We start from the raw sequence: 21784 nt of genomic DNA on the forward strand, positions 1-21784 counted from the left end.
GATCAGAGGCGGCGCGCCAGCGCGGCGTTGCCGGTGATGCGTTGTGCCGGAGGCGCGGCTGACGTCGCGCCTGGGCTTGGTGTGCCGGAGCCATTGGATCCCTGAGTGTCCTGCGCCTGGGTCGGCGCGGCCCCGCCGGTAGCAGATGCCCCCTCCGGCCGCAATGGCCGGGGCGGCGCGAACAGGAACCCCTGGCCGAACCGAACGTCATAGTCGAGCAGGTCAATCACGGCGCGCTCGCCCTCGATCCGCTCGGCGATCAGGTCGATGCCGAAGCGACCGAGCAGGTCGGAGAGGTCGGAGGGGTGGATGTCCGAGGCCGACGCCTGTTTCGGGTCGAGCAGCAGCGTCGCCGGCACCTTGATGAAGCGCACGCCGCGGTCGGCGAGCTCGCGCGGCTCGATGCGCAAATCCGTGACATGGTCGATGGAGAAACGGAAGCCGCGCTGCGCGAGCGCAGCAAGATTCTCGGTCTCGGCCGGGCCGAGATTGCGGAACGTCGATTGCTTGAATTCGAGCACCAGCGAGGGCGCCAGCGCCCGGTTGGCTTCGAGGAAGTCGAGATATTGCGCGAAGGTGGTGGAATTGCCGAGCGTGGAGGCCGCGACGTTGCAGAACACGCCGACGTCCTTGTTGCGCACCATCAGTCTCCGCAGCACCTGCACACAGCGCAGCATCACCATGTTGTCGATGCGCCCGATCAGGCCCGAGGCCTCCGCGATGCTGATGAATTCCTCGGCCGCGATCAGCTGGTCGCGCTCGTCGCGCAGGCGCGTGACCGCCTCGTAGAACCGGACCTTGCGCTGCGGCAGCGTCACCATCGGCTGGAGGAAGATGTCGATGCGGTTCTCGTCGATCGCGTTGCGCAGCGTCGCCAGCAATTGGGTCTGGTTGCGGCCATTGGCCGTCTGAACCGGATTGGCGGTCCGGCTCTGGACCGCCGGTGGGGCCGGCCGCGCCGGCGGTGCGGGCACTGGGGGAGGGGCAGCCGGCAGCTCCTCGAACGACGCAATCAGGTCGAGCGGCGCCTCCGGCTCCGGCCTCGCGACCGGGGCGGGGGCCGGCACCGGCGCGTGGCCGGCCATCAGATCCTCATGGGCCGACACGGTGGTGGCGAGCTGCCTGACCAATCCGCCGAGCTCGTTGATCTCGCCCACCACCGACTGGATGCGGTCGGAGTTGGTCGAATTGGAAGAAGCGATGCGCCCCTCGACGGCCGCAAGCCGGCGGCCGAACTCGGCCACCTGGCGGGCGAGGTCGGCGGTGCCGCGCGAGAGGTCGGCGATCTGGCCGCCGACGTCGCTGCGGTCGCGCAGCCGCATCGACACTGCATTGTAGAGGATCAGGAAGGTCAGGGCGGTCAGCGCCACGATCGCTGATTCGGTTCCGCTGATGCCCGCGACCGCGTAGAGCACAAGCCCGAGCGAGGCCGCGACCAGAACCATGCAGATGGCGATGAAGATCGTCGAAATGCGAATCATGCCGCGCGCTACGCCTCAAAGAGCTGCTGCCTCACCCCGGGAAAACACGGGCCGCTGTGCGACCCCGTCACGCCTCATGCTCCCCCAAGCGGCACGAGCCTAACATCATTGTTGATTCGAGGGGATAGCGGCCTGTTCGCGGGTCAGGTCAGCCCGGCGCGGCGAAAGCCTTCGAGGTAGTGCTCGCGGTCGGGGGCGAGCCTGATCGGCATGAACTCGGCGATCCAGGCCAGCGACACGTTTGGCTGCGCGCGGCGGAGTTCCTTCAGGGCCGCGCTGGCGGTCTCGGCATTCCCGGCCATGCCGGCGGCCGCGGTCAGTACCCGGTGTCCGCCGACGAAATCGCTGCGCTGGCGCAGGGATTCCTGCGCCAGTCGGATGGCTTCTTCGTAGTCGCTGCCGAGGAAGCGGGCAAAGGCGGCGATGCCGAAATAGACCGGCGCGTAGGGATCGCGCGGGCTGAGGCGGATCGCTCGCCGCGCCGCCTCGTCGGCGTCCCGCCAGCGGCCGCAATAGCCGAGCGCCAGCCCATAATAGCCCTGCGCGAGCGCAAAGTTCGGATTGAGCCGCAGCGCGGTCTCGAATTCGGCCAGCGAGTCGTCGAACCGCCGTGCGAACAGATTGACATGGCCGAGCGCATTGTGCGCCCAGGCATCCTCACTGTCGGCGCGGATTGCGGCCCCCGCCGCGCGCTCGGCGGCGGATATGGCGGCGGCCATCTCCATCCAGCCCATATGCGCCGTGAACATGTAGCTTGTGCCGAGCAGCCCGAGCGCCTTGCCGTAGTCGGGGTCGAGCGCGATGGCCTTTTCGAGCAGGGCCTGTGCCACCACGTGATCGTGCCGCGTCACGCGCCAGTAGTGGGAGAGGGCGCGCATCACGAGATCCCAGGCATCCATGCTGCCGGGCGGCTTGCGCTCGGCGCGAAAATTCTCCGCGGCATAGAGCTGCGGCTCGATCGCGGCGACGATGCGTTCAGTGATCTCGTCCTGCACGGCGAAGACGTCGGCGAGCTCGCGGTCGTAGCGTTCGGCCCAGAGATGGCTGCCGGTCGCGACGTCGTTGAGCTGCGCGGTGATGCGGACGCGGTCGCCTTCCTTGCGGACGCTGCCCTCGACGACATAGCGCACGCCCAGCTCTTCGGCGATCTGGCGCAGGTGAACCGCGCGGCCCTTGTAGACAAAGGAGGAGTTGCGCGCGATGACGAAGAACCAGCGCAGCTTCGATAGCGCGGTGATGATGTCCTCGCTGATGCCGTCGGAGAAATAATCCTGTTCGGCCTCGCCGCTCATGTTGACGAAGGGCAGGACCGCGATGGCGGGACGGTCGGGCAGCTGCAAGGCCGCCGGTGGCGGGGCGGACGGTCCGGCCGCCGCAGCCGGTGTTGCTGCTTTGGAGTGCTCGGTCACCTCGCCGACGAACCGCATGCCCTTGCGGGCGATGGTGCGGATCAGCCGCTGCTCGTCGCCATTGTCGTTGACCGCACGGCGCGCCGCGTTGATCCGGCTGGTCAGCGTGGATTCCGAGACGACGCGGCCGTTCCAGATCGCGTCGAGCAGATTGTCCCGTGTCACCACGCGCTCACGGTTGCGGACCAGATAGAGCAGCAGATCGAACACCTGGGGCTCGATCGCGACGAGCGTCTCCATCTGCCGCAATTCGCGGCGTTCGGGATCGAGCACGAAATCCTCGAACTGAAATGTCACGCTGCTCCTCGGCTCCTGTCCGGAAATCAAGGTGCTCTCAGCCTAAAATAACGCCGCTCTCAAGGCCAGCGAACCGCATGCGCCCTATCGTCCCGGCGTTTTCAACCGCAGGAGATTGCCATGTCGACATCCGCCGCGATCAAGCCGGCCACCGCTCAACCCGATCTCGCCGCCGTGAAGCAGCGCCAGCACGGCGCCTGGTCGTCCGGCGACTATGCCGTCGTCGGCACCACCTTGCAGATCGTCGGCGAGCAGCTCTGCGAGGCGCTCGACCTGCGCGCCGGCAGCAAGGTGCTGGACGTCGCCGCCGGCAACGGCAATGCGACGCTGGCAGCGGCGCGGCGCTGGTGTGACGTCACATCCACCGACTATGTGCCGGCGCTGCTCAAGCGCGGCCGCGAGCGGGCCGCGGCGGAGCATCTGATGGTCGAGTTCCGCGAGGCGGACGCCGAAGCGTTGCCGTTTGCGGATGCGAGCTACGACGTCGTGCTTTCGACCTTCGGCGTCATGTTCACGCCGGACCAGGACAAGGCGGCTTCCGAGCTCGCGCGGGTCTGCAAATCCGGCGGCAAGATCGGCCTCGCCAATTGGACGCCGCAAGGCTTTATCGGCCAGCTCTTCAAGATTATCGGCAAGCATTTGCCGCCGCCGGCAGGGGTGAAGTCGCCCGCGCTGTGGGGCACGCCGGCGCGGCTCGAGGAGATGTTCGGAGGCCAGGCCTCGGAGATCGCCGCCGAACCGCGCATGTTCGTGTTCCGCTATCGCTCGCCGGATCACTGGCTCGACGTGTTCAAGTCGTTTTACGGGCCGATGCTGAAGGCGTTCGCCGCCCTCGACGAGAGCGGCCAGGCGGCGCTGCGGCGCGATCTCATGACGCTGCTCGACGAGTTCAACCATGCCGATGACGGCACGGTCGTGGTGCACAGCGAGTATCTGGAAGCCGTCATCACCAAGCGGTGACGGCGAATCGGTCAGGCCGGACAATCTCCGGCCTGACCGCCGTGATCAGGTTGGCGCTGCGGCGCCGACCGTATCGGCCGAGACGGCCTCGCGGTTGCCGAGCGGCTTGGGCCGCCCGGTGGTCGTGTCGCGCAGGGTTTGCCGTTCGATCTCCGAATTCAGCTCGGCGCCGAACATGATGACGATCGCCGACACCCACATCCACATCATCAGTCCGATCGCCGCGCCGAGCGAGCCGTAGGTCGCGTTGTAATTGGCGAATTCGGACAGATACCAGGACAACAAGGCGGAGCCGGCAATCCAGAGGATCGCGGCCGTCACCGCGCCGATGCTCAGCCACTGCCAGCGCGGCGCGTCGCGACTGGGCGCGAAGCGGTAGAGGATGGCGAGCGCCGCCAGCAGGATGACGAGCAGCAGCGGCCAGCGCGCCAGCGCGACGATCAGCTTGCTCTCGGGCGCCATGCCGAGATGGTCGAGCGCGAGCGGGAAGGCAACCACGGCGCCCACCATCAACAGCAGTGCGGCGATGCCGCCGACCGTGAAACTCAGAGAAATCAGGTTCAGCTTGATGAAGCTGCGCTTCTCGCGCTCCTCATAGGCGACGTTGAGGGCGTCGAAGATGGATTTGACGCCGGCATTGGCGCTCCAGATCGCAAGCAGGAGGCCGAACAGGAAAGTCACGCCGAGGGCCGTATTGCCATTGGACACCACGCGCGCGACCTGGTCCTCGACGATCTGGAACGCGCCCTCGGGCAGCATCAGCGCGAGCGTTTGCAGATTGCTGCTGATCGTCGAGGGGTCGGCGAACAGTCCGTAGGAAGAGACCAGCGCGGTGACGGCGGGGAAGATCGCGAGCAGCCCGAAGAATACGACGCCGCCGGCGGTCGCGAGCAGGCGGTCGTCGTCGATGCGCTGGTAGGTCCGCCAGAAAATGTCCTTCCAGCCCCTCCAGGGGATCGCGAACGGGCTTTTCGAGCGGCGGCCATGGCCGGCCTGCAGGGCTGCGCCTGCCGGGTTCGTTTCCGGTGAGCTTGCTTCGTTGTTGCGGTGGTCCTGCGGAGGCCCCGGCCGAATCAAGCCGGAGTCCTGAAAGTATCGTTCCGCCGTGAGCACGAAAACCGTCGTGGCTGCCACCAGCAGCCAGCTGTCGAACTGCTCGGACTGCCGCGCACGCATGTCAGGCGTCCAAGCGGTGACCGTGACGTCTCCGACGCGCGGCTGTGAAGCCCACCAATCCGATCGCGGCGAGCATCAGGCCAAGCTGTACGGGCCGGTTTGTCGCAGCCCGCGAAATGTTGCCGCCGTGGCGGCGTTCGCCGGGCGCGAGGGGAACCAGCGGGATCGTCGTTGCGACCTCCTTCACCGCCTGCTGGACCGTCCCGCGCGGGATCCGCGGTGTGGCGATCGCAACGCGCATGCGGCTGGCGAGCGGCACGATCGGCCTGGTCCGGCGCTTGATTTGGGCCATGGCCACTCCGGCGCAGGCTGCAGCCAACACCAGGAGCAGGGCTGCGACGGCGCCAAAGCCCCAGAATTGTCCGTATGTGATCGCAACCCAGCGATACAGCGCGATCAGACCGACAAGGAAGGTCGCGATCAGGAACAGCCCGGCCGCCGCGAACAGCCCCGCCGCGACCGCATAGGAGGTTGCGCGTCCGGTGGCCTGATTGGTGCGGTCACGCAGATAGGACTGTGCGGCGCGCTTGAGATGGTTGAGTTTCAGCGCCACGCCGGCGCGCAGCAATTCGCCCGATGGCGCGAGCATGCGGGACATCCTCCGAGAGCGAGAAAATTCGTCAGGGGATGAACGTGGCGGAATTTGACTTGTTCCGCCGGGGTCGCAGCTGTCGTGACGGATCAGCCCAGATCGGCCGCCGCGATCCAGAAAACCTCGCCCTCGGACTCCTCGGTGTCCAGCCAGAGCAGCGGCAGTTCAGGAAAGGCCTCATCGACCAGTTCGCGTCCGCGGCCGATCTCGCAGATCAGCCCGCCGTCCGGCGTCAGATGATCGGGCGCGTCTCGCAGGATCCGGCGGACCACATCGAGGCCGTCGGCACCGCCGTCGAAGGCGAGCTTCGGCTCGGCGCGGCACTCCGGCGGCAGCGCCGCCATGCCTTCGGCGTCGACGTAAGGCGGGTTGGTGATGATCAAATCGTATTTGTTGTCACCGAGCGGGGTGAACAGGTCGCCGCGGTGCAGACTGATCCGGTCGTCGAGCCCGTATTCGCGGACATTTCGCGCGGCGACTTCGACCGCGCCCTTCGAGATATCGACGGCATCGATCGTCGCGTTCGGGAAATGATGTGCGGCGAGGATCGCGAGGCATCCCGATCCCGTGCAGAGGTCGAGCACGCGCTCGACGGCCGTGGGATCGTCGATCAGCGAGCCGGCATCGCCGTCGCCGCCGAAATGCGAATCCAGGAGCTCGCCGATGAAGGAGCGCGGAACGATGACGCGCTCGTCGACATAGAAGGGCAGGCCGCGCATGTAGACCTTGTTGACGAGATAGGCGGCCGGTTTGCGCGTCGTGACGCGCTGATGGATGAGATCGAGCAGGGTCTTGCCTTCCGCCGACGTGAGGCGGGCATGGGCAAAAATCTCGAACTGGTCGGGATGCAGATGCAGGGCTTCGCAGACCAGGAAGGCGGCTTCGGCGACCGGATCGGTCGTGCCATGGGCGAAGGCGAGCTTTGCCTCATTGAAGCGGCTGACCGCATAGCGGACGAAATCGATCAGCGTGACCAGCTCACCGGGGCCGACCTTCGCGAGTTTTGGCGCGGCGGGGCCGCGCGGGGTCTTTCTCGTCGCTCTCGCCATCAGGATCGGGTCCAGCGTGCGGCCGCCTCGTCGTCACGGGCATGGGCCTCGACCCAGCCGGTGCCGGTGGCGCTCTCTTCCTTCTTCCAGAACGGCGCGTTGGTCTTGAGATAGTCCATCAGGAACTCGGCCGCCTGGAATGCCGCCTGGCGGTGCTGCGAGGCGGTCAGCACCAGCACGATGTTCTGGCCGGGCATGAAGCGGCCGACACGGTGGATCACAGTGACGCCGTTGAGCGGCCAGCGCGATACCGCCTCGTCGGCATGGCGCCTGATCTCTTCCTCCGCCATGCCGGGATAATGTTCGAGCGTGAGCGCTGCGATCTTCGCACTGTCCTCGTCGCCGCGGCAGATGCCGGAGAAGCTCACGACCGCGCCGATGTCGGTGCGGCTCCTGGTCAGGGCCGCGATCTCGCGCGCGATGTCGAAATCGTCTTGCTGAATGCGGATGGTGACGGGGCAGGTGGTAGCAGGGGAGGTGGTCACAGGGGAGGTGGTCACGGGAGAAGACATGGCCTAGCCGCCGGTCATCGGCGGGAAGAACGCGATCTCGCGGGCGCCCGCGATCGCAGCGTCCGGCCTGACGTGGGCATGGTCGATCGCGGCGCGGATCACCTTCGGCTTCTCGAACGCGTAGGCGTAGGCTTCGCTTTGGCCCGACAGCCAGGCGATCAGCTCCTCCACGGTGCGCACGGTCGCAGGCGGCTCGATGGTCTCCTCGGCCTTGCCGACGCGCTCGCGTACCCAGGCGAAATACTTCACCTTCATCCCTCATCCTCCTTGATGAGGTGATGGATGCCGGCACGGAAATAGTCGTAGCCGGTGTACATGGTGAGGATCGCCGAGGCCCACAGCAGCGCCAGCCCGATCATCGAGACCACGGGCACCACTTCGTCGCCGGCCGGACCGGCCAGCAGGAAGCCGATGGCGATGAGCTGAACGGTCGTCTTCCACTTCGCAAGCTTGGTCACGGGCACGCTCACCCGCAAAGCGGCGAGGTATTCGCGCAGGCCCGAGACCAGGATCTCGCGGCACAGGATCACGATCGCGGCCCATAGCGACCAGCCGTGGATGATGCCGTCGGCGGCCAGCATCAGCAGGCAGGAGGCGACCAGCAGCTTGTCGGCGATCGGATCGAGCATCCGGCCGAACGCCGATTGCTGATTCCAGATCCGCGCGTAATAGCCGTCGAGGTAGTCGGTGACCGCAGCCGCGATGAAAATGGCGACCGCGAGCCAGCGCAGCCACAGCGAGCCGTCCATGATCGACTGTGCATAGATGCACCCGACCACGACCGGGATCGCGGCGATCCGGCCGTAGGTCAGGATGTTCGGGAGGGACATCGCGCGGCTGGTCGTCCCTCGTGTCGTGGCGATGTTCATTCGTCCTACCAATACCGCTGCAGCCTGAAGGTCAACCGTTCCGCTCCCAAAATGGGCCGCGGGATGCGACGACCATATGACCGCGGCCCCCTTAGTTCACCCCGGCTGGGGATGGAAATAATCGAAAATCCTGCGAGCGCTCTCCGCGCTCACCCCCGGAACCTTGCCGAGATCGGCGATCGAGGCCCGTTCGATCTCCTTCAAGGTTCCGAAATGATGCAGCAAGGCACGTTTGCGTGACGGGCCGATGCCCGGAATCTCCTGCAAACCGGCCTCGCGGATGTCCTTCTTGCGCAGCTTGCGGTGCGAGCCGATGACGAAGCGGTGTGCCTCGTCCCGCAGCCGCTGGATGAAATAGAGCACGGGATCGCGCGGCTCCAGCTTGATCGCCTCGCGCTCCGGCATGAACAGGGTCTCGCGGCCGGCATCCCGGTCGGGCCCCTTGGCCACCGACATCAGCGAGACCTGGGTCAGGCCGAGATTAGTGAAGATCTCGCGGACGGCGTTGAGCTGGCCACGGCCGCCGTCGATGATCACGAGATCGGGCCATTGCGGGAAATCGTCGTCCTTGACCTTGGCGCCCTCCTCGGGCGGATTGATCAGGCGCTTGAAGCGGCGCTCCAGCACCTCGCGCATCATGCCGTAGTCATCGCCGGGCGTCAGCCCTTCCGACTTGATGTTGAACTTGCGGTACTGGTTCTTCACGAAACCGTCCGGGCCGGCGACGATCATGGCGCCGACTGCGTTGGTGCCCTGGATGTGGCTGTTGTCATAGACCTCGATCCGCTTCGGCGAATGCGGCAGGCTCAGCGTCGTGGCCATGGCGTCCAGCAGGCGGCCCTGCGTCGCGGTGTCCGCGAGCTTGCGGCCCAGCGCTTCGCGCGCATTGGTGAGCGCGTGGGTGACGAGCTCCTTCTTCTCGCCGCGCTTGGGCGCGGCGACCTCGACCTTGTGGCCGGCCTTGATCGACAGCGCATTGGCGAGCAGCTCGCTCTCCTCGATCTCGTGCGAGAGCAGGATGTTCCGCGGTGGCGGCTTGTCGTCGTAGAACTGGGCAAGGAAGGAGCCGAGCACCTCTTCGGGCGTATAGCTCTTCTCCGCGCGCGGAAAATAGGCGCGGTTGCCCCAGTTCTGCCCGGTGCGGAAGAAGAACACCTCGACGCAGGAGAAGCCGCCGTCCTGGTGGATGGCGAACACGTCGGCTTCCTCCACCGTGCGCGGGTTGATGCCCTGCTGCGACTGAATCGCCGACAGCGCGGCGAGGCGGTCGCGGTAGAGTGCCGCGGTCTCGAATTCGAGCTCGCCGGAAGCCTTCTCCATCTCGCCGGCGAGCTCCTGCTTCACCGCCTGGCTCTTGCCGGACAGGAAGTCGCTCGCCTCGCGCACCAGGGTCGTATAGCCGGGGAAGTCGATCTCGCGGGTGCAGGGACCGGCGCAGCGGCGGATCTGGTAGAGCAGGCAGGGCCGGCTGCGGCTCTCGAAGAAGGAATCCGTGCAGGAGCGGATCAGGAACGCGCGCTGCAGCGCCGTGATGGTGCGGTTGACGGCGCCGGCGGAGGCGAACGGGCCGAAATAGCGCCCGGGCCGGGTCTGCGCGCCGCGGTGCTTGAGGATCTGCGGCGCCCAATGGTCGCCGGTGATCAGGATGTAGGGAAACGACTTGTCGTCGCGCAGCTGCACGTTGAAGCGCGGCCGCAGCTGCTTGATGAGGTTGGCCTCCAACAGCAGCGCTTCGGTCTCGGTGTTGGTCGAGACGATCTCGACGGTCACCGTGGCGGCGATCATGCGCAGGATGCGCGCCGGCTGCGGCGCGCTTTGGCGGGCATAGTTGGACAGGCGCTTTTTGACGTTCTTGGCCTTGCCGACGTAGAGCACGTCGGCGGTCGCATTGAGCATGCGGTAGACGCCGGGCGAGGTGGGGGCGAGGCGCACCGCGCGCTCGATCGCCTCGTGGCCGGTCGCCAGCGGCTCTTCGCCGACCGCGCCGTTCTCTTCCAGGATATCAGGCAGCCGCGCATCGTCCTCGTCGTCACCGCTTGCGGTCGCGGGATCGAGGTCCGGCGGCCCCATGTCCGTTTCCCGGGGCGGGGCGTCCGGCGCGGTGCCGCGCACGGGTCTGCGCGCGCGCGCGTCGTCCGGATTGTCAGGGGAATCGTGAACCATGGAACGAATTTAGGTGCTGGGGCGACCGATTTGAAGTTCCGGCCGTGCCGTACGCACAGATGACGGCGCAGTTCCCGGTAACACTTGCTTAAGCCTGTTAACAGCGCGGTAACCCGGCTTAACAGCGCTTTAACTTAAAACTCTCGATAAATCTTACGCGAAAAGATCTTGGTTTCGTAACCATGCGACACGGCCCGGCGCGGCGATGCCGGCATCGCACAGGTTGCGACAGTTGCGTTGGAGTGTGTGATGAAGAGGCTCGTTGTGGGCGCGGCCGCGTTGGTCGCAGCCGGCTGGACAGCTTCGGCAGAGGCCGCCGATCTCAGTTACGGGCAGCGAGCGCCCTATACCGTCAACCAGCCGCTCAACGCCTATAGCTGGGCCGGTCCGTATCTCGGCGGCAATGTCGGCTATGAATGGGGCTCGGTGAGCAACTCTCCCGTCAAGCCCTCCGGCTTCGTCGGCGGCGTGCAGGCCGGGTACAATTTCCAGAACGGCCCATGGGTGTTCGGTGTCGAAGGCGACATCCAGGCCGCCGGTGCCGACGACACGTTTGCGCCGTGGAAGTTCTCCAATCCGTGGTTCGGCACGCTGCGTGGCCGCGCCGGCTATGCCTTCAGCAACATACTCTTCTACGGCACTGCCGGTCTCGCTTTCGGTGAGCTGCGCGCGCAGACCTTTGGCTGGACGGAGTCGCACACCAGCGCCGGCTGGACCATCGGTGCCGGCGCGGAAGTCGGCTTCGCGCCGAACTGGAGCGCCAAGCTCGAATATCTCTACATCGATCTGTCGTCGAGCCAGTTCGCAATTACGGGCGTGTCAAACGGCTATAGCGCCAGCGTTGTGCGCGCAGGCGTGAACTATCACTTCTGATAGCCAAAGAAGAAAATACCGGACCACAGCCTCCCGGCCGCTCGCGGCCGGGATTTTTTTTACGCCAGGTGTTTCGTCAGAATCGCTAGGAGAGGATGACCAAATTGACCGCTTTCGGCCCCTTCCCCTTCTTGTCCGGTTCGACTTCGAAAGTAATACGCTGTCCTTCGGCAAGGTCCTTCAGTCCGGCCCGCTCCACAGCTGTAATATGCACGAAGACGTCGCGGCCTCCGTCGTCCGGTTTAATAAAGCCGTAGCCGCGTTCGCCGTTGAAAAACTTCACCGTTCCCGTCATGGCCATCGGGAAACTCCCCCTCATTGCTCCTCCGCCGCGACGCAACTCACGTCACGACATGACCGGGCCTTACGAAGCCCGGGAGCTGGCCATCCTTGGGCGGACCTTTCGGTCCGGTCGGATCTTTCTTAGGCCTTCACTCCGCCGCAACCATTCGCGGAAGCGGAACGTAAAGCCGGTCACGGAAACAGCATAATACGGTTCTTTGCGGATTGACTACCGCTCCTGCATATTTTTCCCAAGAATGCCGGAGTGTTACGGCCTCGGCACCTCTAATCGGAATCTGGCAGCGCCGCCCTGGCCGAGCGGCATTTCCAGCTCGGGCAGGATCGTCTTGAGCTCGCCATGCAGCGTGTAAGGGGGATTGACGATCAGGAGGCCGGTGGAGGTGAGAGCCGAGCCGTCGGCTTGCGGCGCAACGCTGAACTCGAGGCGCAGGCAATTTGCCGGCGGCTTTGCTGCGGCTGCGAGCCGAGCCACTGATTGCGCCAGGGCGTCGGTGGCACGCCGGCTCTTGGCGGGATACCAGATTACATAGATACCGGTCGCCCATTTCGCGAAAGCCGCCGAGAAGGCTTCGCCGAGCTTTTCGAACTCGTCCTTTGCCTCGAACGGGGGGTCGATCAGCACGACCCCGCGCCGTTCCTTGGGCGGCACGAAAGCCGGCAGCGCCACCCAGCCGTCGAGATCGACCACGCGGGCCTGTTCGTCGCGGCGCAGCACGCCGATCAGCGCCTTGCGCGCCTTCGGCTCGAGCTCGCAGGCGACGAGGCGGTCCTGCGGCCTGAGCATGCCGCGCGCGATCAGCGGCGAGCCCGGATAGGCCTTGAGTTCGCCCTTCGGATTGTAGGCGCGGACGATGTCGAGATAAGGCTTCGTCAGGGCTACGGTCTCGTTCGACAGCCGCGCCTGCATCAGCCGCGCGATGCCGGTCAGCCACTCGCCGCCGCGGCGCGCCTCGTCGCCTTCGAGATCGTAGAGGCCGGCGCCGGCATGGGTGTCGATGACGCGGAACGCCCCGGGCTTGTCCTGCAGATAGGTGATGATGCGTGCCAGCACGATGTGCTTGATGACATCGGCGAAGCTGCCGGCATGGAAGGCGTGGCGGTAGTTCATGAGGAAGAGTTACGACATCGGGCGATGAAAGTAACTGTTGTCATTCACGGCGGTGCACCCGCACCGAACCATGAGGCGCAATTGCGCATCTGAGAATCCATTTCGCCGCCGCCGATCTGGATGCCGGGATTTCGCGCATGTGCGCCCGGCATCACGTGCCGAGAGCTCGCGCTACCCGCCCCTGATCGGCGGCATCGTCACCTGGTCGCGGCGGCAGGCGCGGCGGTCGGTCTCCTCGCAGGCCCGGAATTGCAGGTCCTTGCTGAGGCAGATGCGGACTTCGGACAGCCGCGTCCGGTTGCAGGTGATTGAGACGGCGGCATTGCTGAGGCCCGGGTTGGCCTTGATGAAAGCCTCCTCGACCTCCGCCGGCGCCACGGTCTTGGCTTGCGACAAATCGAGATATTCGGCCGGAATCTTGATCGCGGCGCGCGCCTTTCGGATCGTCTCGAAATAGCCGCGGTCGGCAAGCCCCGAGCAGGTGCCGTGCTTGTCCCACTCGTTGAAGATCAGCCCCGGCGCGGGCATCAGGTCGAGCATCGAGGAGACGATGCTGCGGTTCAGCCGCGGCGCCGGCCGCTGGCAATATTCCGGAAAACCGTTCTCATATTGCGGCCACAGACCATGCACCACGAAAGCGTAGGGCCGTCCGCTGCACTGGATCTGCGAGCGGCCGCCGCGCTCCGCCGCCTCCTCGCAGAAGGAGGGAGACCACGACAGCGAGAGCACATAGAAGTCGAATTCGCCGGGCGCGTTCTGCCGCTTGTCCTGGGCCTTCGCGCCGCCGGCGAGGGTGGCCAGTCCCGCGGCCAAGGTCAGCGAGATCATCAGGCGGGAGAACGAATGCAATCTGGAATAAAACATGGCAACGCCCCTCAACTAGACTGTGCAACCGAGCCTAGCAGGCGATAAGAACATTTCAAGAACAAAATTCGAGCCGGGAGCGTTTAGTCGCCCGATCGGTGCGAATCAGCGCTCTTCCGATCAGGGCTTGTAATCAGGGCCTAGCGGCGCGGCAGGCCGGGTTGTAGGCCCAGTTGCGGTCGAGCCCGACCACGCACCATTCGACGCCATTGCCGTAGCCGGCGAAGCCGCCGTCCTCGATGATCGAGAAGTGCACTTTGCGCATCTTGCCGTCGGTGAGCATGGCTTCGCCGGTGCAATAGCGGCGCGGAATATTGTCGGACTGCCAGGGCCGGAAAGCGGTCTCGTGAACGGCTGTAAAGCCGGTGATCTTCAAGGAGGAATTCCAGAACGAGCTTTCCTTCTCCCAGAACTGGGTGGCGATTGTCGGCAGCGCCTTGTCGCAATCGGCGACGGCACCGTCATAGCGCGGCCCGCTCAGCCAGAAATTCAGCTCCAGCGGATTGGCGGCCCTGGCCTCACCGAGCGACAGCGCCCCGAACAGGAGGCCTAGCACGGCGGCAAAACGGAGTGATTTCAGGGGGGGCGAGGCGCGCATGGGCAATCCAGACAGCATGATCTGCGAGGGTGGGACGGTGCCGCGAAGGCCGGGCGGGGTCAAGTGCAGCGCGGCAACACTCGGCCAAGAGTTGACTGCAATGCTGCGTCAGACAGGCCTTCCGTTCTTTTCACAGCCGCGCAGGCACCGTAAACTGGCGCCAACCAATTGGAGTAACGGGAATGCGAATCATTGCGGCCGCGGGCCTTCTTGCCTTGGGTATGATGGCGAGCCAGTCGGCGCGCGCCGATCTTCTTCCGGTGCCTCCGTTCAAGGGCAACGACACCGGCGGCATCATCGCCTATTCGATGGCGACGCAGGTCGATGCCCGGCAGGCCGCGGTCGATCACTGCGCGCGCTACGGCAAGGTCGTGAAATTCCTTGCGGTGCAGGCCTATGAGGGCGGCTACATCTCGTTCTCCTGCCGCTGGGTGCCCTATGGTGCCGCCGACCAGCCGATCCGCACGCTCTACTGAGGCGTTGTCGTAACGCCGCGTCTCTCAGCCGGGAGCCTCTCACATGACGCGCAAACTTGTTTTGCTCGGCTCGACTCTTTGCCTGGTGCTGTCGGCCGGTGCGGCCTGCGCCGACGATCTGCCGGTGCGTAAGGCCGGCCTGTGGGAGCTGAAGATGGCCAGGACCGGCTCGGCGATGCCGGACATGACCATGCAGCATTGCACCGACGAGAGCGTCGACAAGGAGATGAACAACAACGTCTCGCCGATGGCCAAGCAGATCTGCGCCAAGCAGGACATCAGGAAGACCGCGACCGGCTATGTCAGCGATTCCGAGTGCAACGTCGCCGGCATCAGCACGACCTCGCATGCCGAGATCACGGGCGATTTCAACTCGGCCTACACCGTGAAAACCTCCTCGCACGCGCAAGGCGGCGCCGCCGGTACCGCGGGGCGCGATACCACAATGACTCTCGAAGCGAAGTGGCTGGGAGCCTGCAAGCCGGACCAGAAGCCCGGCGACATCGTGATGCCCGGCGGCTTCAAGATGAACGTGCGCGACGTCGACAAGCTGAAAGCGCTACTGCCGAAATAGGCGGCCGCGCCGCGAAACCGGTGCGCTCCCTCGCCCCGTTCCTACGGGGCGAGGTGAGAAGTAACTACACCGGTATCCGCACGCTCGCTCGCAATCCCCCCATCGGGCTGTCGCCGAGCGTGATGTCGCCGCCGTGCGAGCGGGCGATGTCGCGGGCGATGGCAAGGCCGAGGCCGGTGCCGCCTTCGTCCTGGTTACGGGCGTTGTCCAGCCGCAGGAACGGCTTGAACACCTCTTCGCGCAAATGGGCGGGAATGCCTGGGCCGTCGTCGTCGACCGTGACGGTCAGATAACGGTGATCGCGCTGGCCGGTGATGGCGATGGCCTTGCCGTAGCGGGCGGCGTTGGTGACGAGGTTGGCAAGGCAGCGCTTGAACGAGGCCGGCTTCACCGTGACCACGGGCAGTCCGTTGAACGCGACGGTCGCAGTGTGGCCGTGACGCTCCGCGTCGCTGCGAAGCTCCTCGAGCGCCTGCGCCATGTCGGTCGGCTGCGACTGCTCGCCGGAATCGCCGCGCGCGAAAGCGAGGTAATCCTCCAGCATCATCGACATCTCGTCGACGTCCTTGCGCATGCCTTCCAATTCGGGGTTGTCGCCGATCAGCGCCAGCTCGAGCTTGAACCGGGTCAGGATGGTACGCAGATCATGGCTGACGCCGGCGAGCATCGCGGTGCGCTGCTCCATCGTGCGCTCGATGCGCGATTTCATTTCGAGGAAGGCGACCGCCGCGCGCCGCACCTCGCGCGCGCCTCTGGGTCGGAAGTTCGGCGCCTCGCGGCCCTTGCCGAAACTTTCCGCGGCATCGGCAAGCCGCAGGATCGGCTTGATCTGGTTGCGCAGGAACAGCACGGCGACGATCAGCAGGATCGACGACGTGCCGACCATCCAGAACAGGAAGATTTCCGAGTTCGAGGCGTAGGCGGCGCTGCGTTGCGCGAACACGCGCATCACGGCGTCGTCGAGCTGGATGCGGATCTCGACGAGGTTGGATCGGCCGACCGTGTCGATCCAGAACGAGCGTCCGATCTGGCGGCCGAGCTGTACCGACAGCGTCTGGTCGAGCAGCGAGAAGAACGGTTTTGGCCCGGGCGGCGGCATGTCGCCGGCGGGCAGGAAATCGACGACGAGGCCGAGGCGCTGCTGGGCGATGCGGCGGATCTGGTCGCGATCCTTGTCCTGCGGATAGCCCTTGTAGACGTCGATCAGTGCGGCGATGTCCTGCACCACCGCGGCCGACAGGCGGCGTGTCACCGTGTTCCAGTGCCGCTCCATGAACACGAAGGCGACGACCGATTGCAGGATCACCATCGGCACGATCATGATGAGGAGCGCGCGGGCATAGAGGCCTGTCGGCATCCAGCCCTTGAACGCGTTGCCCATCCAGCCATTGACGGCGGAGACGCGGCCGGCGGCGCTTTTGAGCAGCGTCAGGCCGGTATCGATCGTGCTCATCGGTCGCGCTTCACTGCTCTGACTCTATGGCGATGCCACCAGGCGGTAGCCGATCCCGCGCACCGCCTGGAGGAAAAGCGGATTGGCGGGGTCGGTCTCGATCTTGCGCCGCAGGCGGTTGATCTGAACGTCGACGGCGCGCTCGTTGACGCTGCCATTGCCGGTCAGCGCGCTGCGCGGCACGGTTTCGCCCGGCGTTTCCGACAGGATTCGCAGCATCTCGCGCTCGCGGTCGGTGAGGTGGATGACGTCTTCGCCCTGGCGCAGTTCGCCGCGATCGAGATGGTAGACGTAGGGACCGAACGCGATCTTCTCGACCGCCGCGGCCTGCGGTGGCGGAGCGGCGCGCTTGAGGATGTTGTTGATGCGCAGCGCAAGCTCGCGCGGCTCGAACGGCTTTGCGACGTAGTCGTCCGCGCCGATCTGCAAGCCCTCGATGCGGGCTTCCGCTTCATGGCGTGCCGTCAGCATCACGATCGGCACCGAGGAGGAGGTCCGGATGAAGCGGGCGAGGTCGAAGCCGGTCTCGCCGGGCATCATCACGTCGAGGATCAGGAGATCGAAATGCAGGCCTAAAAGCTTCGAGCGCGCGTCGCCGGCACTGGCCGCGGTGGTGACGCGATAACCTTCACTGGCGAGGAAGCGCGACAACAGATCGCGGATGCGGCGGTCGTCGTCGACCAGCAGCAGATGCGGCGCGTCGTCTGCCGGTTGCACCGGCGGACGGGTGAGCGTGGCAGCGAGCGGCACGGTCACTCCTTTGCGTCTTGATTGACGGAGGCGAAGATCGTCTCGAGCACCTTGTCCGGATCCTCGCGGTCGATCATAGCGCGCAGGAAGCGCTTGACGGTCTCGGCATCCTGCGGAGCCATCTCGGCGAGTGCCTTGGTGATCCGCGTGGTCTGAAGGCCGGCCAGCTTCTGCACCAGCGCTTCGCCCTTCGGCGTCGCGTAGAGCAGGCGCTGGCGGCGATCATTGTCGCCGGTCTTCTGCACGATATAGCCCTCGTCCAGGAGCTGCTTGAGCACACGGCCGAGCGACTGCTTGGTGATGCGCAGGACATCGAGCAGGTCGGCGACCTTGAGGCCGGGATAGCGATAGACGAAATGCATGACCCGGTGATGGGCCCGGCCGAAGCCGAACGCCTCCAGCTCCTGGTCGGGATCGCCGACGAAATCGCGATAGGCGAAAAACAGCAGCTCGATGATATCCCAGCGCAAATTGCCTCCATCGCCTGCGGCCGGCCGAGGCTCGGCAGCGTCTTGAGGGGGAGTCGCGAAATTTATGTCAGGCATATTGACGTATCTTGGGTTCAATGTTACAAAACGATCAGCCCGCACGAAATTTTAGATCGTTTCGCGTCGGGTGGCAGTTTCAAGAGCGGCCGGAGAGAGCCGGACAGGCGGCAACGGCCGGATCAGATCTACCGTGCGATTGTCGAGCGGCATTTCGGCAAAACATACTGGACTTCTGCCTTCCGCAAAAGCATGTCCTCGCCGACATGCTGGCCACGGAAACCGGCCGTAACAAGGCTGGCGGTGGTCCGGCCAGTAACCTAATCAAGCCAGCCGGGCCCGGAACGGGCAGGCAGGCGCCAGAACAGCGCCGCCAACGGCAGCGGGAGCCAACGACATGAGCATGACATTCGACATCCAGCCCGCATCCAATCCGACGCCAGAGAAGGACCGCGTCGCCAAGCTGGTGGACCCCGGCTTCGGGCGGGTCTTCACCGATCACATGGCGATCGTCCGCTACAACCAGGCCAAGGGTGGCTGGTACGAGGCGCGGATCGAGGCGCGCGCCAACTTCCAGCTCGATCCGGCTGGTGCCGTCCTGCACTACGCTCAGGAAATTTTTGAAGGCCTCAAGGCCTACAAGCGCGACGACGGCGGCGTGAACCTGTTCCGCCCCGATGCCAATGCACGGCGCTTCAAGGACTCCGCCGACCGCATGGCGATGGCGCAAATCCCCGAGGACGTCTTCATCGAGGCGGTCGAGCAGGTCGTGCGCATCGACCGCGCCTGGATGCCTGGCGGTGAGGGCAGCCTTTACCTGCGCCCCTTCATGATCGCGAGCGAGACCTTCCTCGGCGTCAAGCCGTCGTCCGAATACATTTTTGCGGTCATCGCCTCGCCGGTCGGCTCCTATTTCAAGGGCGGGCCTGCGCCGGTGTCGATCTGGGTGTCGGAGAACTATACGCGCGCCGCAGTCGGCGGCACCGGCGCGGTCAAGTGCGGCGGCAATTATGCCGCCAGCCTGCGCGCCCAGGCCGAAGCGATCCAGCACGGCTGCGATCAGGTGGTCTTCCTCGACGCGATCGAGCGCCGCTATGTCGAGGAACTCGGCGGCATGAACGTGTTCTTCGTGTTCGACGACGGCTCCCTCTCGACGCCGCCGCTCGGCACGATCCTGCCCGGCATCACCCGCGATTCCATCATCGCGCTGGCAAGAGATGCCGGCAAGACCGTGCGCGAGGAGCCGTATTCGCTCGACCAGTGGCGCAAGGATGCGGCCAGCGGCAGGCTGAAGGAAGCGTTCGCCTGCGGCACCGCCGCCGTGATCTCGCCGATCGGCAAGGTGCGCTCGGTGAGCGGTGATTTCGACATCAGCGGCGGTGTCGCCGGCCCGGTCGCCATGGGCCTGCGCAAGCAGCTCGTCGACATCCAGTACGGCCGCACCAACGATCCGCACAACTGGATCCGCAAGGTGTTTTGATGCTTCTCCCTCTCCCCGCTTGCGGGGAGAGGGGCACCATGAACGCCCTGCCACGATCCCGCGACAAAGCCCGGAGATACTGGCGCATCCGGACATCGCGAACATGGCACCCAAACTCTCCCAGCCCGTGAAATGGGCCGTTCTCGCCGCAGTCACCGGCGTCACCGTTTTCGGCATCCTGACCATCGGCCCCAAGCCCGAGGTCTCGGCGGAAGACCGCTCGCCCCGAGATCACTCTCCTATCGTCGACGTACGCACCACCGATCCGGAGATGAATACCGCGATCGCGCGCGCCCGCGGCACGCTGTCGACATTCTGGGCCTCCTATGGGGCGCCGAAACCGTCGGAGACGGGGCACGCCCTGAAAGTGCGCTTTTCGACCCGCAAAGGCGGTGAGCACATCTGGATCGCCGAGGTAAGGAAGTTGCCGGGCGGCGCCTATTCCGGTCTCTTCGCCAATGAACCGCGCGATCTGCCGGGCAAGCGGGCCGGCGATAAGGTCGAGTTCGCTGAGGCCGACATCTCCGACTGGATGTTCATGCGCAATGGCAAGATCGTCGGTGGAGAAACCATCAAGCCGACGCTGAAGTCACTGCCGAAAGCGGACGCGGATGCCCTCCGGGCGCGGATGGAGCAGCCGTAGGGGACAAGCCGGCAGTTGCCGCTTCGCGCGTCGGCTGGTAAACGCCGCGCATGGCCGAGAAACCCAAAAAACCCCAGAAATTGAAGGCGCGGCTGCCGCGCGGGCTCGAGGATCGCGACCCCGCTGCGATCCGGGCGACGCGCGAGATGGTCGAGAAGATCCGCGCCGTCTACGAGCTCTACGGGTTCGAGCCGGTGGAAACGCCGGCGATGGAATACACTGATGCGCTCGGCAAGTTCCTGCCCGATCAGGACCGTCCGAACGAAGGCGTGTTCTCGTTCCAGGACGACGACGAGCAGTGGATCTCGCTGCGCTATGATCTGACCGCGCCTCTCGCCCGCTATGTCGGAGAACGATACGGGACCGACGGTCTGGTCCTGCCCTATCGCAGCTACCGGGTCGGGTACGTGTTCCGCAACGAGAAACCCGGCCCCGGCCGCTTCCGCCAATTCATGCAGTTCGACGCCGATACGGTCGGCTCGGCGACGCCGGCGGCGGATGCCGAGATCTGCATGATGGCGGCGGACACGATGGAAGCGCTCGGGATTGCGCGCGGCTCCTATGTCGTCAAGGTGAACAATCGCAAGGTGCTGGACGGCGTGCTGGAAGCCATTGGGCTCGGCGGCGAAGAGAACGCCGCGCGCAGACTGACCGTGCTGCGCGCGATCGACAAGCTCGACAAGTTTCCCGCCGACGAAGTGCGCAAATTGCTCGGTCCCGGCAGATGGGATGGTGGCGAAGAAGGCAAGGGCGACTTTACCAAAGGCGCCAATCTGAGTGCGGCGGAGGCCGACGTCGTTCTCGCCATCACCAAGCCGCGCGACGACTGGAAAGAGGCCATTGCCGCGGCAGAAACCTACCTCGCCAAGAGCGAAGTCGGTCAGGCCGGCGTGAGCGAGCTGGAAGAGATTGCCAAGCTGGTCACGGCGTCGGGTTACGGTGCGGACCGCATCAAGATCGACCCGTCCGTGGTGCGCGGCCTCGAATATTACACCGGCCCCGTCTACGAGGTCGAACTCCTGCTCGAGACCAAGGACGAGAAGGGCCGCCCGGTGCGGTTCGGCTCGGTCGGCGGCGGCGGGCGCTATGACGGCCTCGTGTCGCGTTTCCGCGGCGAGCCGGTGCCGGCAACCGGCTTCTCGATCGGCGTCTCTCGCTTGCAAGCCGCGCTGACGTTGCTCGGCAAGCTCGACACGCGGCCCGAGTTCGGACCCGTCGTCGTGACCGTGTTCGACCGCGACCGCGTCGCCGACTACCAGAAGATGGTCGCTGCCTTGCGCAGCACGGGCATCCGCGCCGAGCTCTATCTCGGCAATCCCAAGAACATGGGCAACCAGCTCAAATATGCCGACCGCCGCAACAGCCCTTGCGTCATCATCCAGGGCTCGGATGAAAAGGCGCGCGGCGAGCTGCAGATCAAGGATCTGATCGAGGGCGCCAAGGCGGCCGCTGCGATCGCCTCCAACCAGGAATGGCGCGAGAGCCGCCCGGCGCAGTTCTCGTGCAGCGACGCCGACCTCGTCGTAAAAGTGCGCGAGGTCCTGGCGCGCCATGACGTAAAGTGGGGATAGCCATTCCGGCAAGCCGTCATGCCCGGGCTTGTCCCGGGCATCCGCGTCTTGTTTGATGGCGACCGTCAATGGCCGGAGTTCGGCCGCATGGGAGAGAA

Annotated in this window: 23 protein-coding genes; 7 read left to right on the forward strand and 16 right to left on the reverse strand. The window is 65.5% G+C overall.

What is annotated here, in order from left to right; translation table 11 throughout:
* Positions 1-2 precede the first annotated feature (2 nt).
* Positions 3-1481: an EAL domain-containing protein gene (locus JQ572_RS02865; RefSeq protein ID WP_211381455.1), complete on the reverse strand. Its 1479-nt coding sequence runs from the start codon at positions 1479-1481 to the stop codon at positions 3-5.
* A gap of 143 nt (positions 1482-1624) precedes the next feature.
* Entirely contained in the window at positions 1625-3187 is a 1563-nt protein-coding gene (locus JQ572_RS02870; RefSeq protein ID WP_211381456.1) for a winged helix-turn-helix domain-containing tetratricopeptide repeat protein, read from the reverse strand.
* Positions 3188-3307: 120 nt separating this feature from the next.
* On the opposite strand from JQ572_RS02870, the gene JQ572_RS02875 reads away from it, so the two are divergent.
* The gene (locus JQ572_RS02875) at positions 3308-4147 is read left to right on the forward strand and encodes a class I SAM-dependent methyltransferase (RefSeq protein ID WP_211381457.1); all 840 of its coding nucleotides are present in this window, start codon (positions 3308-3310) and stop codon (positions 4145-4147) included.
* A 45-nt stretch (positions 4148-4192) separates the two neighbouring features.
* On the opposite strand, the gene JQ572_RS02880 is transcribed toward JQ572_RS02875, so the two are convergent.
* The 7 genes from JQ572_RS02880 to uvrC form a co-directional block, all read right to left on the reverse strand.
* Positions 4193-5323, reverse strand: a complete 1131-nt coding sequence (locus JQ572_RS02880; protein WP_211381458.1) for a YihY/virulence factor BrkB family protein — start codon at positions 5321-5323, stop codon at positions 4193-4195.
* Between the two features lies 1 nt (position 5324).
* Positions 5325-5912, reverse strand: a complete 588-nt coding sequence (locus JQ572_RS02885; RefSeq protein WP_211381459.1) for a phage holin family protein — start codon at positions 5910-5912, stop codon at positions 5325-5327.
* 92 nt (positions 5913-6004) lie between these two features.
* Positions 6005-6964: a 50S ribosomal protein L3 N(5)-glutamine methyltransferase gene (prmB, locus tag JQ572_RS02890; RefSeq protein WP_211381460.1), complete on the reverse strand. Its 960-nt coding sequence runs from the start codon at positions 6962-6964 to the stop codon at positions 6005-6007.
* Positions 6964-7476, reverse strand: a complete 513-nt coding sequence (locus JQ572_RS02895; RefSeq protein ID WP_211381461.1) for a molybdenum cofactor biosynthesis protein MoaE — start codon at positions 7474-7476, stop codon at positions 6964-6966. Before JQ572_RS02895 ends, prmB begins: the two co-directional genes overlap by 1 nt.
* A gap of 3 nt (positions 7477-7479) precedes the next feature.
* The gene (gene moaD / locus JQ572_RS02900) at positions 7480-7731 is read right to left on the reverse strand and encodes a molybdopterin converting factor subunit 1 (protein WP_211381462.1); all 252 of its coding nucleotides are present in this window, start codon (positions 7729-7731) and stop codon (positions 7480-7482) included.
* Complete coding sequence (gene pgsA, locus JQ572_RS02905; protein ID WP_211381463.1) at positions 7728-8345, reverse strand: CDP-diacylglycerol--glycerol-3-phosphate 3-phosphatidyltransferase; 618 nt, start codon at positions 8343-8345, stop codon at positions 7728-7730. Before pgsA ends, moaD begins: the two co-directional genes overlap by 4 nt.
* 96 nt (positions 8346-8441) lie before the next feature.
* Entirely contained in the window at positions 8442-10508 is a 2067-nt protein-coding gene (uvrC, locus tag JQ572_RS02910) for an excinuclease ABC subunit UvrC (protein ID WP_211381464.1), read from the reverse strand.
* A gap of 249 nt (positions 10509-10757) precedes the next feature.
* On the opposite strand from uvrC, the gene JQ572_RS02915 reads away from it, so the two are divergent.
* Positions 10758-11381 (forward strand): outer membrane protein, encoded by a 624-nt coding sequence (locus JQ572_RS02915; protein ID WP_211381465.1) that lies wholly within the window; start codon positions 10758-10760, stop codon positions 11379-11381.
* A gap of 85 nt (positions 11382-11466) precedes the next feature.
* On the opposite strand, the gene JQ572_RS02920 is transcribed toward JQ572_RS02915, so the two are convergent.
* The 4 genes from JQ572_RS02920 to JQ572_RS02935 form a co-directional block, all read right to left on the reverse strand.
* On the reverse strand, positions 11467-11682 hold the full coding sequence (locus tag JQ572_RS02920; RefSeq protein ID WP_008544396.1) for a cold-shock protein: 216 nt from the start codon (positions 11680-11682) through the stop codon (positions 11467-11469).
* Positions 11683-11931: 249 nt separating this feature from the next.
* The gene (locus JQ572_RS02925; protein WP_211381466.1) at positions 11932-12792 is read right to left on the reverse strand and encodes a 23S rRNA (adenine(2030)-N(6))-methyltransferase RlmJ; all 861 of its coding nucleotides are present in this window, start codon (positions 12790-12792) and stop codon (positions 11932-11934) included.
* Between the two features lie 171 nt (positions 12793-12963).
* Positions 12964-13656, reverse strand: coding sequence for a ribonuclease T2 family protein (locus JQ572_RS02930; RefSeq protein WP_211381467.1), 693 nt, complete (start codon positions 13654-13656; stop codon positions 12964-12966).
* A gap of 133 nt (positions 13657-13789) precedes the next feature.
* Positions 13790-14254 carry a hypothetical protein gene (locus tag JQ572_RS02935; protein WP_211381468.1) on the reverse strand — a complete coding sequence of 155 codons (465 nt, stop codon included), beginning with the start codon at positions 14252-14254 and terminating at the stop codon, positions 13790-13792.
* A 182-nt stretch (positions 14255-14436) separates the two neighbouring features.
* On the opposite strand from JQ572_RS02935, the gene JQ572_RS02940 reads away from it, so the two are divergent.
* Together JQ572_RS02940 and JQ572_RS02945 are read left to right on the forward strand one after the other, a co-directional pair.
* Entirely contained in the window at positions 14437-14730 is a 294-nt protein-coding gene (locus tag JQ572_RS02940; RefSeq protein WP_211381469.1) for a hypothetical protein, read from the forward strand.
* Positions 14731-14773: 43 nt separating this feature from the next.
* A complete protein-coding gene (locus JQ572_RS02945; protein WP_211381470.1) occupies positions 14774-15304 on the forward strand; it encodes a DUF3617 domain-containing protein in 531 nt (176 codons plus the stop codon).
* 64 nt (positions 15305-15368) lie between these two features.
* On the opposite strand, the gene JQ572_RS02950 is transcribed toward JQ572_RS02945, so the two are convergent.
* The 3 genes from JQ572_RS02950 to JQ572_RS02960 are packed head-to-tail and all read right to left on the reverse strand — an operon-like array spanning position 15369 to position 18052.
* On the reverse strand, positions 15369-16757 hold the full coding sequence (locus JQ572_RS02950) for an ATP-binding protein (protein ID WP_211381471.1): 1389 nt from the start codon (positions 16755-16757) through the stop codon (positions 15369-15371).
* Between the two features lie 24 nt (positions 16758-16781).
* A complete protein-coding gene (locus tag JQ572_RS02955) occupies positions 16782-17513 on the reverse strand; it encodes a response regulator (protein ID WP_211381472.1) in 732 nt (243 codons plus the stop codon).
* Entirely contained in the window at positions 17510-18052 is a 543-nt protein-coding gene (locus JQ572_RS02960; protein ID WP_211381473.1) for a MarR family winged helix-turn-helix transcriptional regulator, read from the reverse strand. Before JQ572_RS02960 ends, JQ572_RS02955 begins: the two co-directional genes overlap by 4 nt.
* Positions 18053-18389: 337 nt before the next feature.
* On the opposite strand from JQ572_RS02960, the gene JQ572_RS02965 reads away from it, so the two are divergent.
* The 3 genes from JQ572_RS02965 to hisS all read left to right on the forward strand — a co-directional run bounded on the left by JQ572_RS02965 (position 18390) and on the right by hisS (position 21686).
* A complete protein-coding gene (locus tag JQ572_RS02965) occupies positions 18390-19472 on the forward strand; it encodes a branched-chain amino acid aminotransferase (protein WP_211381474.1) in 1083 nt (360 codons plus the stop codon).
* 103 nt (positions 19473-19575) lie between these two features.
* A complete protein-coding gene (locus JQ572_RS02970) occupies positions 19576-20115 on the forward strand; it encodes a YegJ family protein (RefSeq protein ID WP_211381475.1) in 540 nt (179 codons plus the stop codon).
* A gap of 50 nt (positions 20116-20165) precedes the next feature.
* A complete protein-coding gene (hisS, locus tag JQ572_RS02975; protein WP_211381476.1) occupies positions 20166-21686 on the forward strand; it encodes a histidine--tRNA ligase in 1521 nt (506 codons plus the stop codon).
* The last annotated feature ends 98 nt before the right edge of the window (positions 21687-21784 follow it).

It is taken from the genome of Bradyrhizobium sp. SZCCT0153, from assembly GCF_018129995.1.
In the GTDB taxonomy this organism is placed as follows: domain Bacteria; phylum Pseudomonadota; class Alphaproteobacteria; order Rhizobiales; family Xanthobacteraceae; genus Bradyrhizobium; species Bradyrhizobium japonicum_G.

What these genes read in the sequence shown, in the direction of transcription:
- JQ572_RS02865 (WP_211381455.1), bottom strand. Translation starts at nt 1,481, where the DNA reads ATGATTCGCATTTCGACGATCTTCATCGCCATCTGCATGGTTCTGGTC.
- JQ572_RS02875 (WP_211381457.1), top strand. Translation starts at nt 3,308, where the DNA reads ATGTCGACATCCGCCGCGATCAAGCCGGCCACCGCTCAACCCGATCTC.
- JQ572_RS02880 (WP_211381458.1), bottom strand. Translation starts at nt 5,323, where the DNA reads ATGCGTGCGCGGCAGTCCGAGCAGTTCGACAGCTGGCTGCTGGTGGCA.
- JQ572_RS02885 (WP_211381459.1), bottom strand. Translation starts at nt 5,912, where the DNA reads ATGCTCGCGCCATCGGGCGAATTGCTGCGCGCCGGCGTGGCGCTGAAA.
- prmB (WP_211381460.1), bottom strand. Translation starts at nt 6,964, where the DNA reads ATGGCGAGAGCGACGAGAAAGACCCCGCGCGGCCCCGCCGCGCCAAAA.
- JQ572_RS02895 (WP_211381461.1), bottom strand. Translation starts at nt 7,476, where the DNA reads ATGTCTTCTCCCGTGACCACCTCCCCTGTGACCACCTCCCCTGCTACC.
- moaD (WP_211381462.1), bottom strand. Translation starts at nt 7,731, where the DNA reads ATGAAGGTGAAGTATTTCGCCTGGGTACGCGAGCGCGTCGGCAAGGCC.
- pgsA (WP_211381463.1), bottom strand. Translation starts at nt 8,345, where the DNA reads ATGAACATCGCCACGACACGAGGGACGACCAGCCGCGCGATGTCCCTC.
- uvrC (WP_211381464.1), bottom strand. Translation starts at nt 10,508, where the DNA reads ATGGTTCACGATTCCCCTGACAATCCGGACGACGCGCGCGCGCGCAGA.
- JQ572_RS02915 (WP_211381465.1), top strand. Translation starts at nt 10,758, where the DNA reads ATGAAGAGGCTCGTTGTGGGCGCGGCCGCGTTGGTCGCAGCCGGCTGG.
- JQ572_RS02920 (WP_008544396.1), bottom strand. Translation starts at nt 11,682, where the DNA reads ATGGCCATGACGGGAACGGTGAAGTTTTTCAACGGCGAACGCGGCTAC.
- JQ572_RS02925 (WP_211381466.1), bottom strand. Translation starts at nt 12,792, where the DNA reads ATGAACTACCGCCACGCCTTCCATGCCGGCAGCTTCGCCGATGTCATC.
- JQ572_RS02930 (WP_211381467.1), bottom strand. Translation starts at nt 13,656, where the DNA reads ATGTTTTATTCCAGATTGCATTCGTTCTCCCGCCTGATGATCTCGCTG.
- JQ572_RS02935 (WP_211381468.1), bottom strand. Translation starts at nt 14,254, where the DNA reads ATGCGCGCCTCGCCCCCCCTGAAATCACTCCGTTTTGCCGCCGTGCTA.
- JQ572_RS02940 (WP_211381469.1), top strand. Translation starts at nt 14,437, where the DNA reads ATGCGAATCATTGCGGCCGCGGGCCTTCTTGCCTTGGGTATGATGGCG.
- JQ572_RS02945 (WP_211381470.1), top strand. Translation starts at nt 14,774, where the DNA reads ATGACGCGCAAACTTGTTTTGCTCGGCTCGACTCTTTGCCTGGTGCTG.
- JQ572_RS02950 (WP_211381471.1), bottom strand. Translation starts at nt 16,757, where the DNA reads ATGAGCACGATCGATACCGGCCTGACGCTGCTCAAAAGCGCCGCCGGC.
- JQ572_RS02960 (WP_211381473.1), bottom strand. Translation starts at nt 18,052, where the DNA reads ATGCCTGACATAAATTTCGCGACTCCCCCTCAAGACGCTGCCGAGCCT.
- JQ572_RS02965 (WP_211381474.1), top strand. Translation starts at nt 18,390, where the DNA reads ATGAGCATGACATTCGACATCCAGCCCGCATCCAATCCGACGCCAGAG.
- JQ572_RS02970 (WP_211381475.1), top strand. Translation starts at nt 19,576, where the DNA reads ATGGCACCCAAACTCTCCCAGCCCGTGAAATGGGCCGTTCTCGCCGCA.
- hisS (WP_211381476.1), top strand. Translation starts at nt 20,166, where the DNA reads ATGGCCGAGAAACCCAAAAAACCCCAGAAATTGAAGGCGCGGCTGCCG.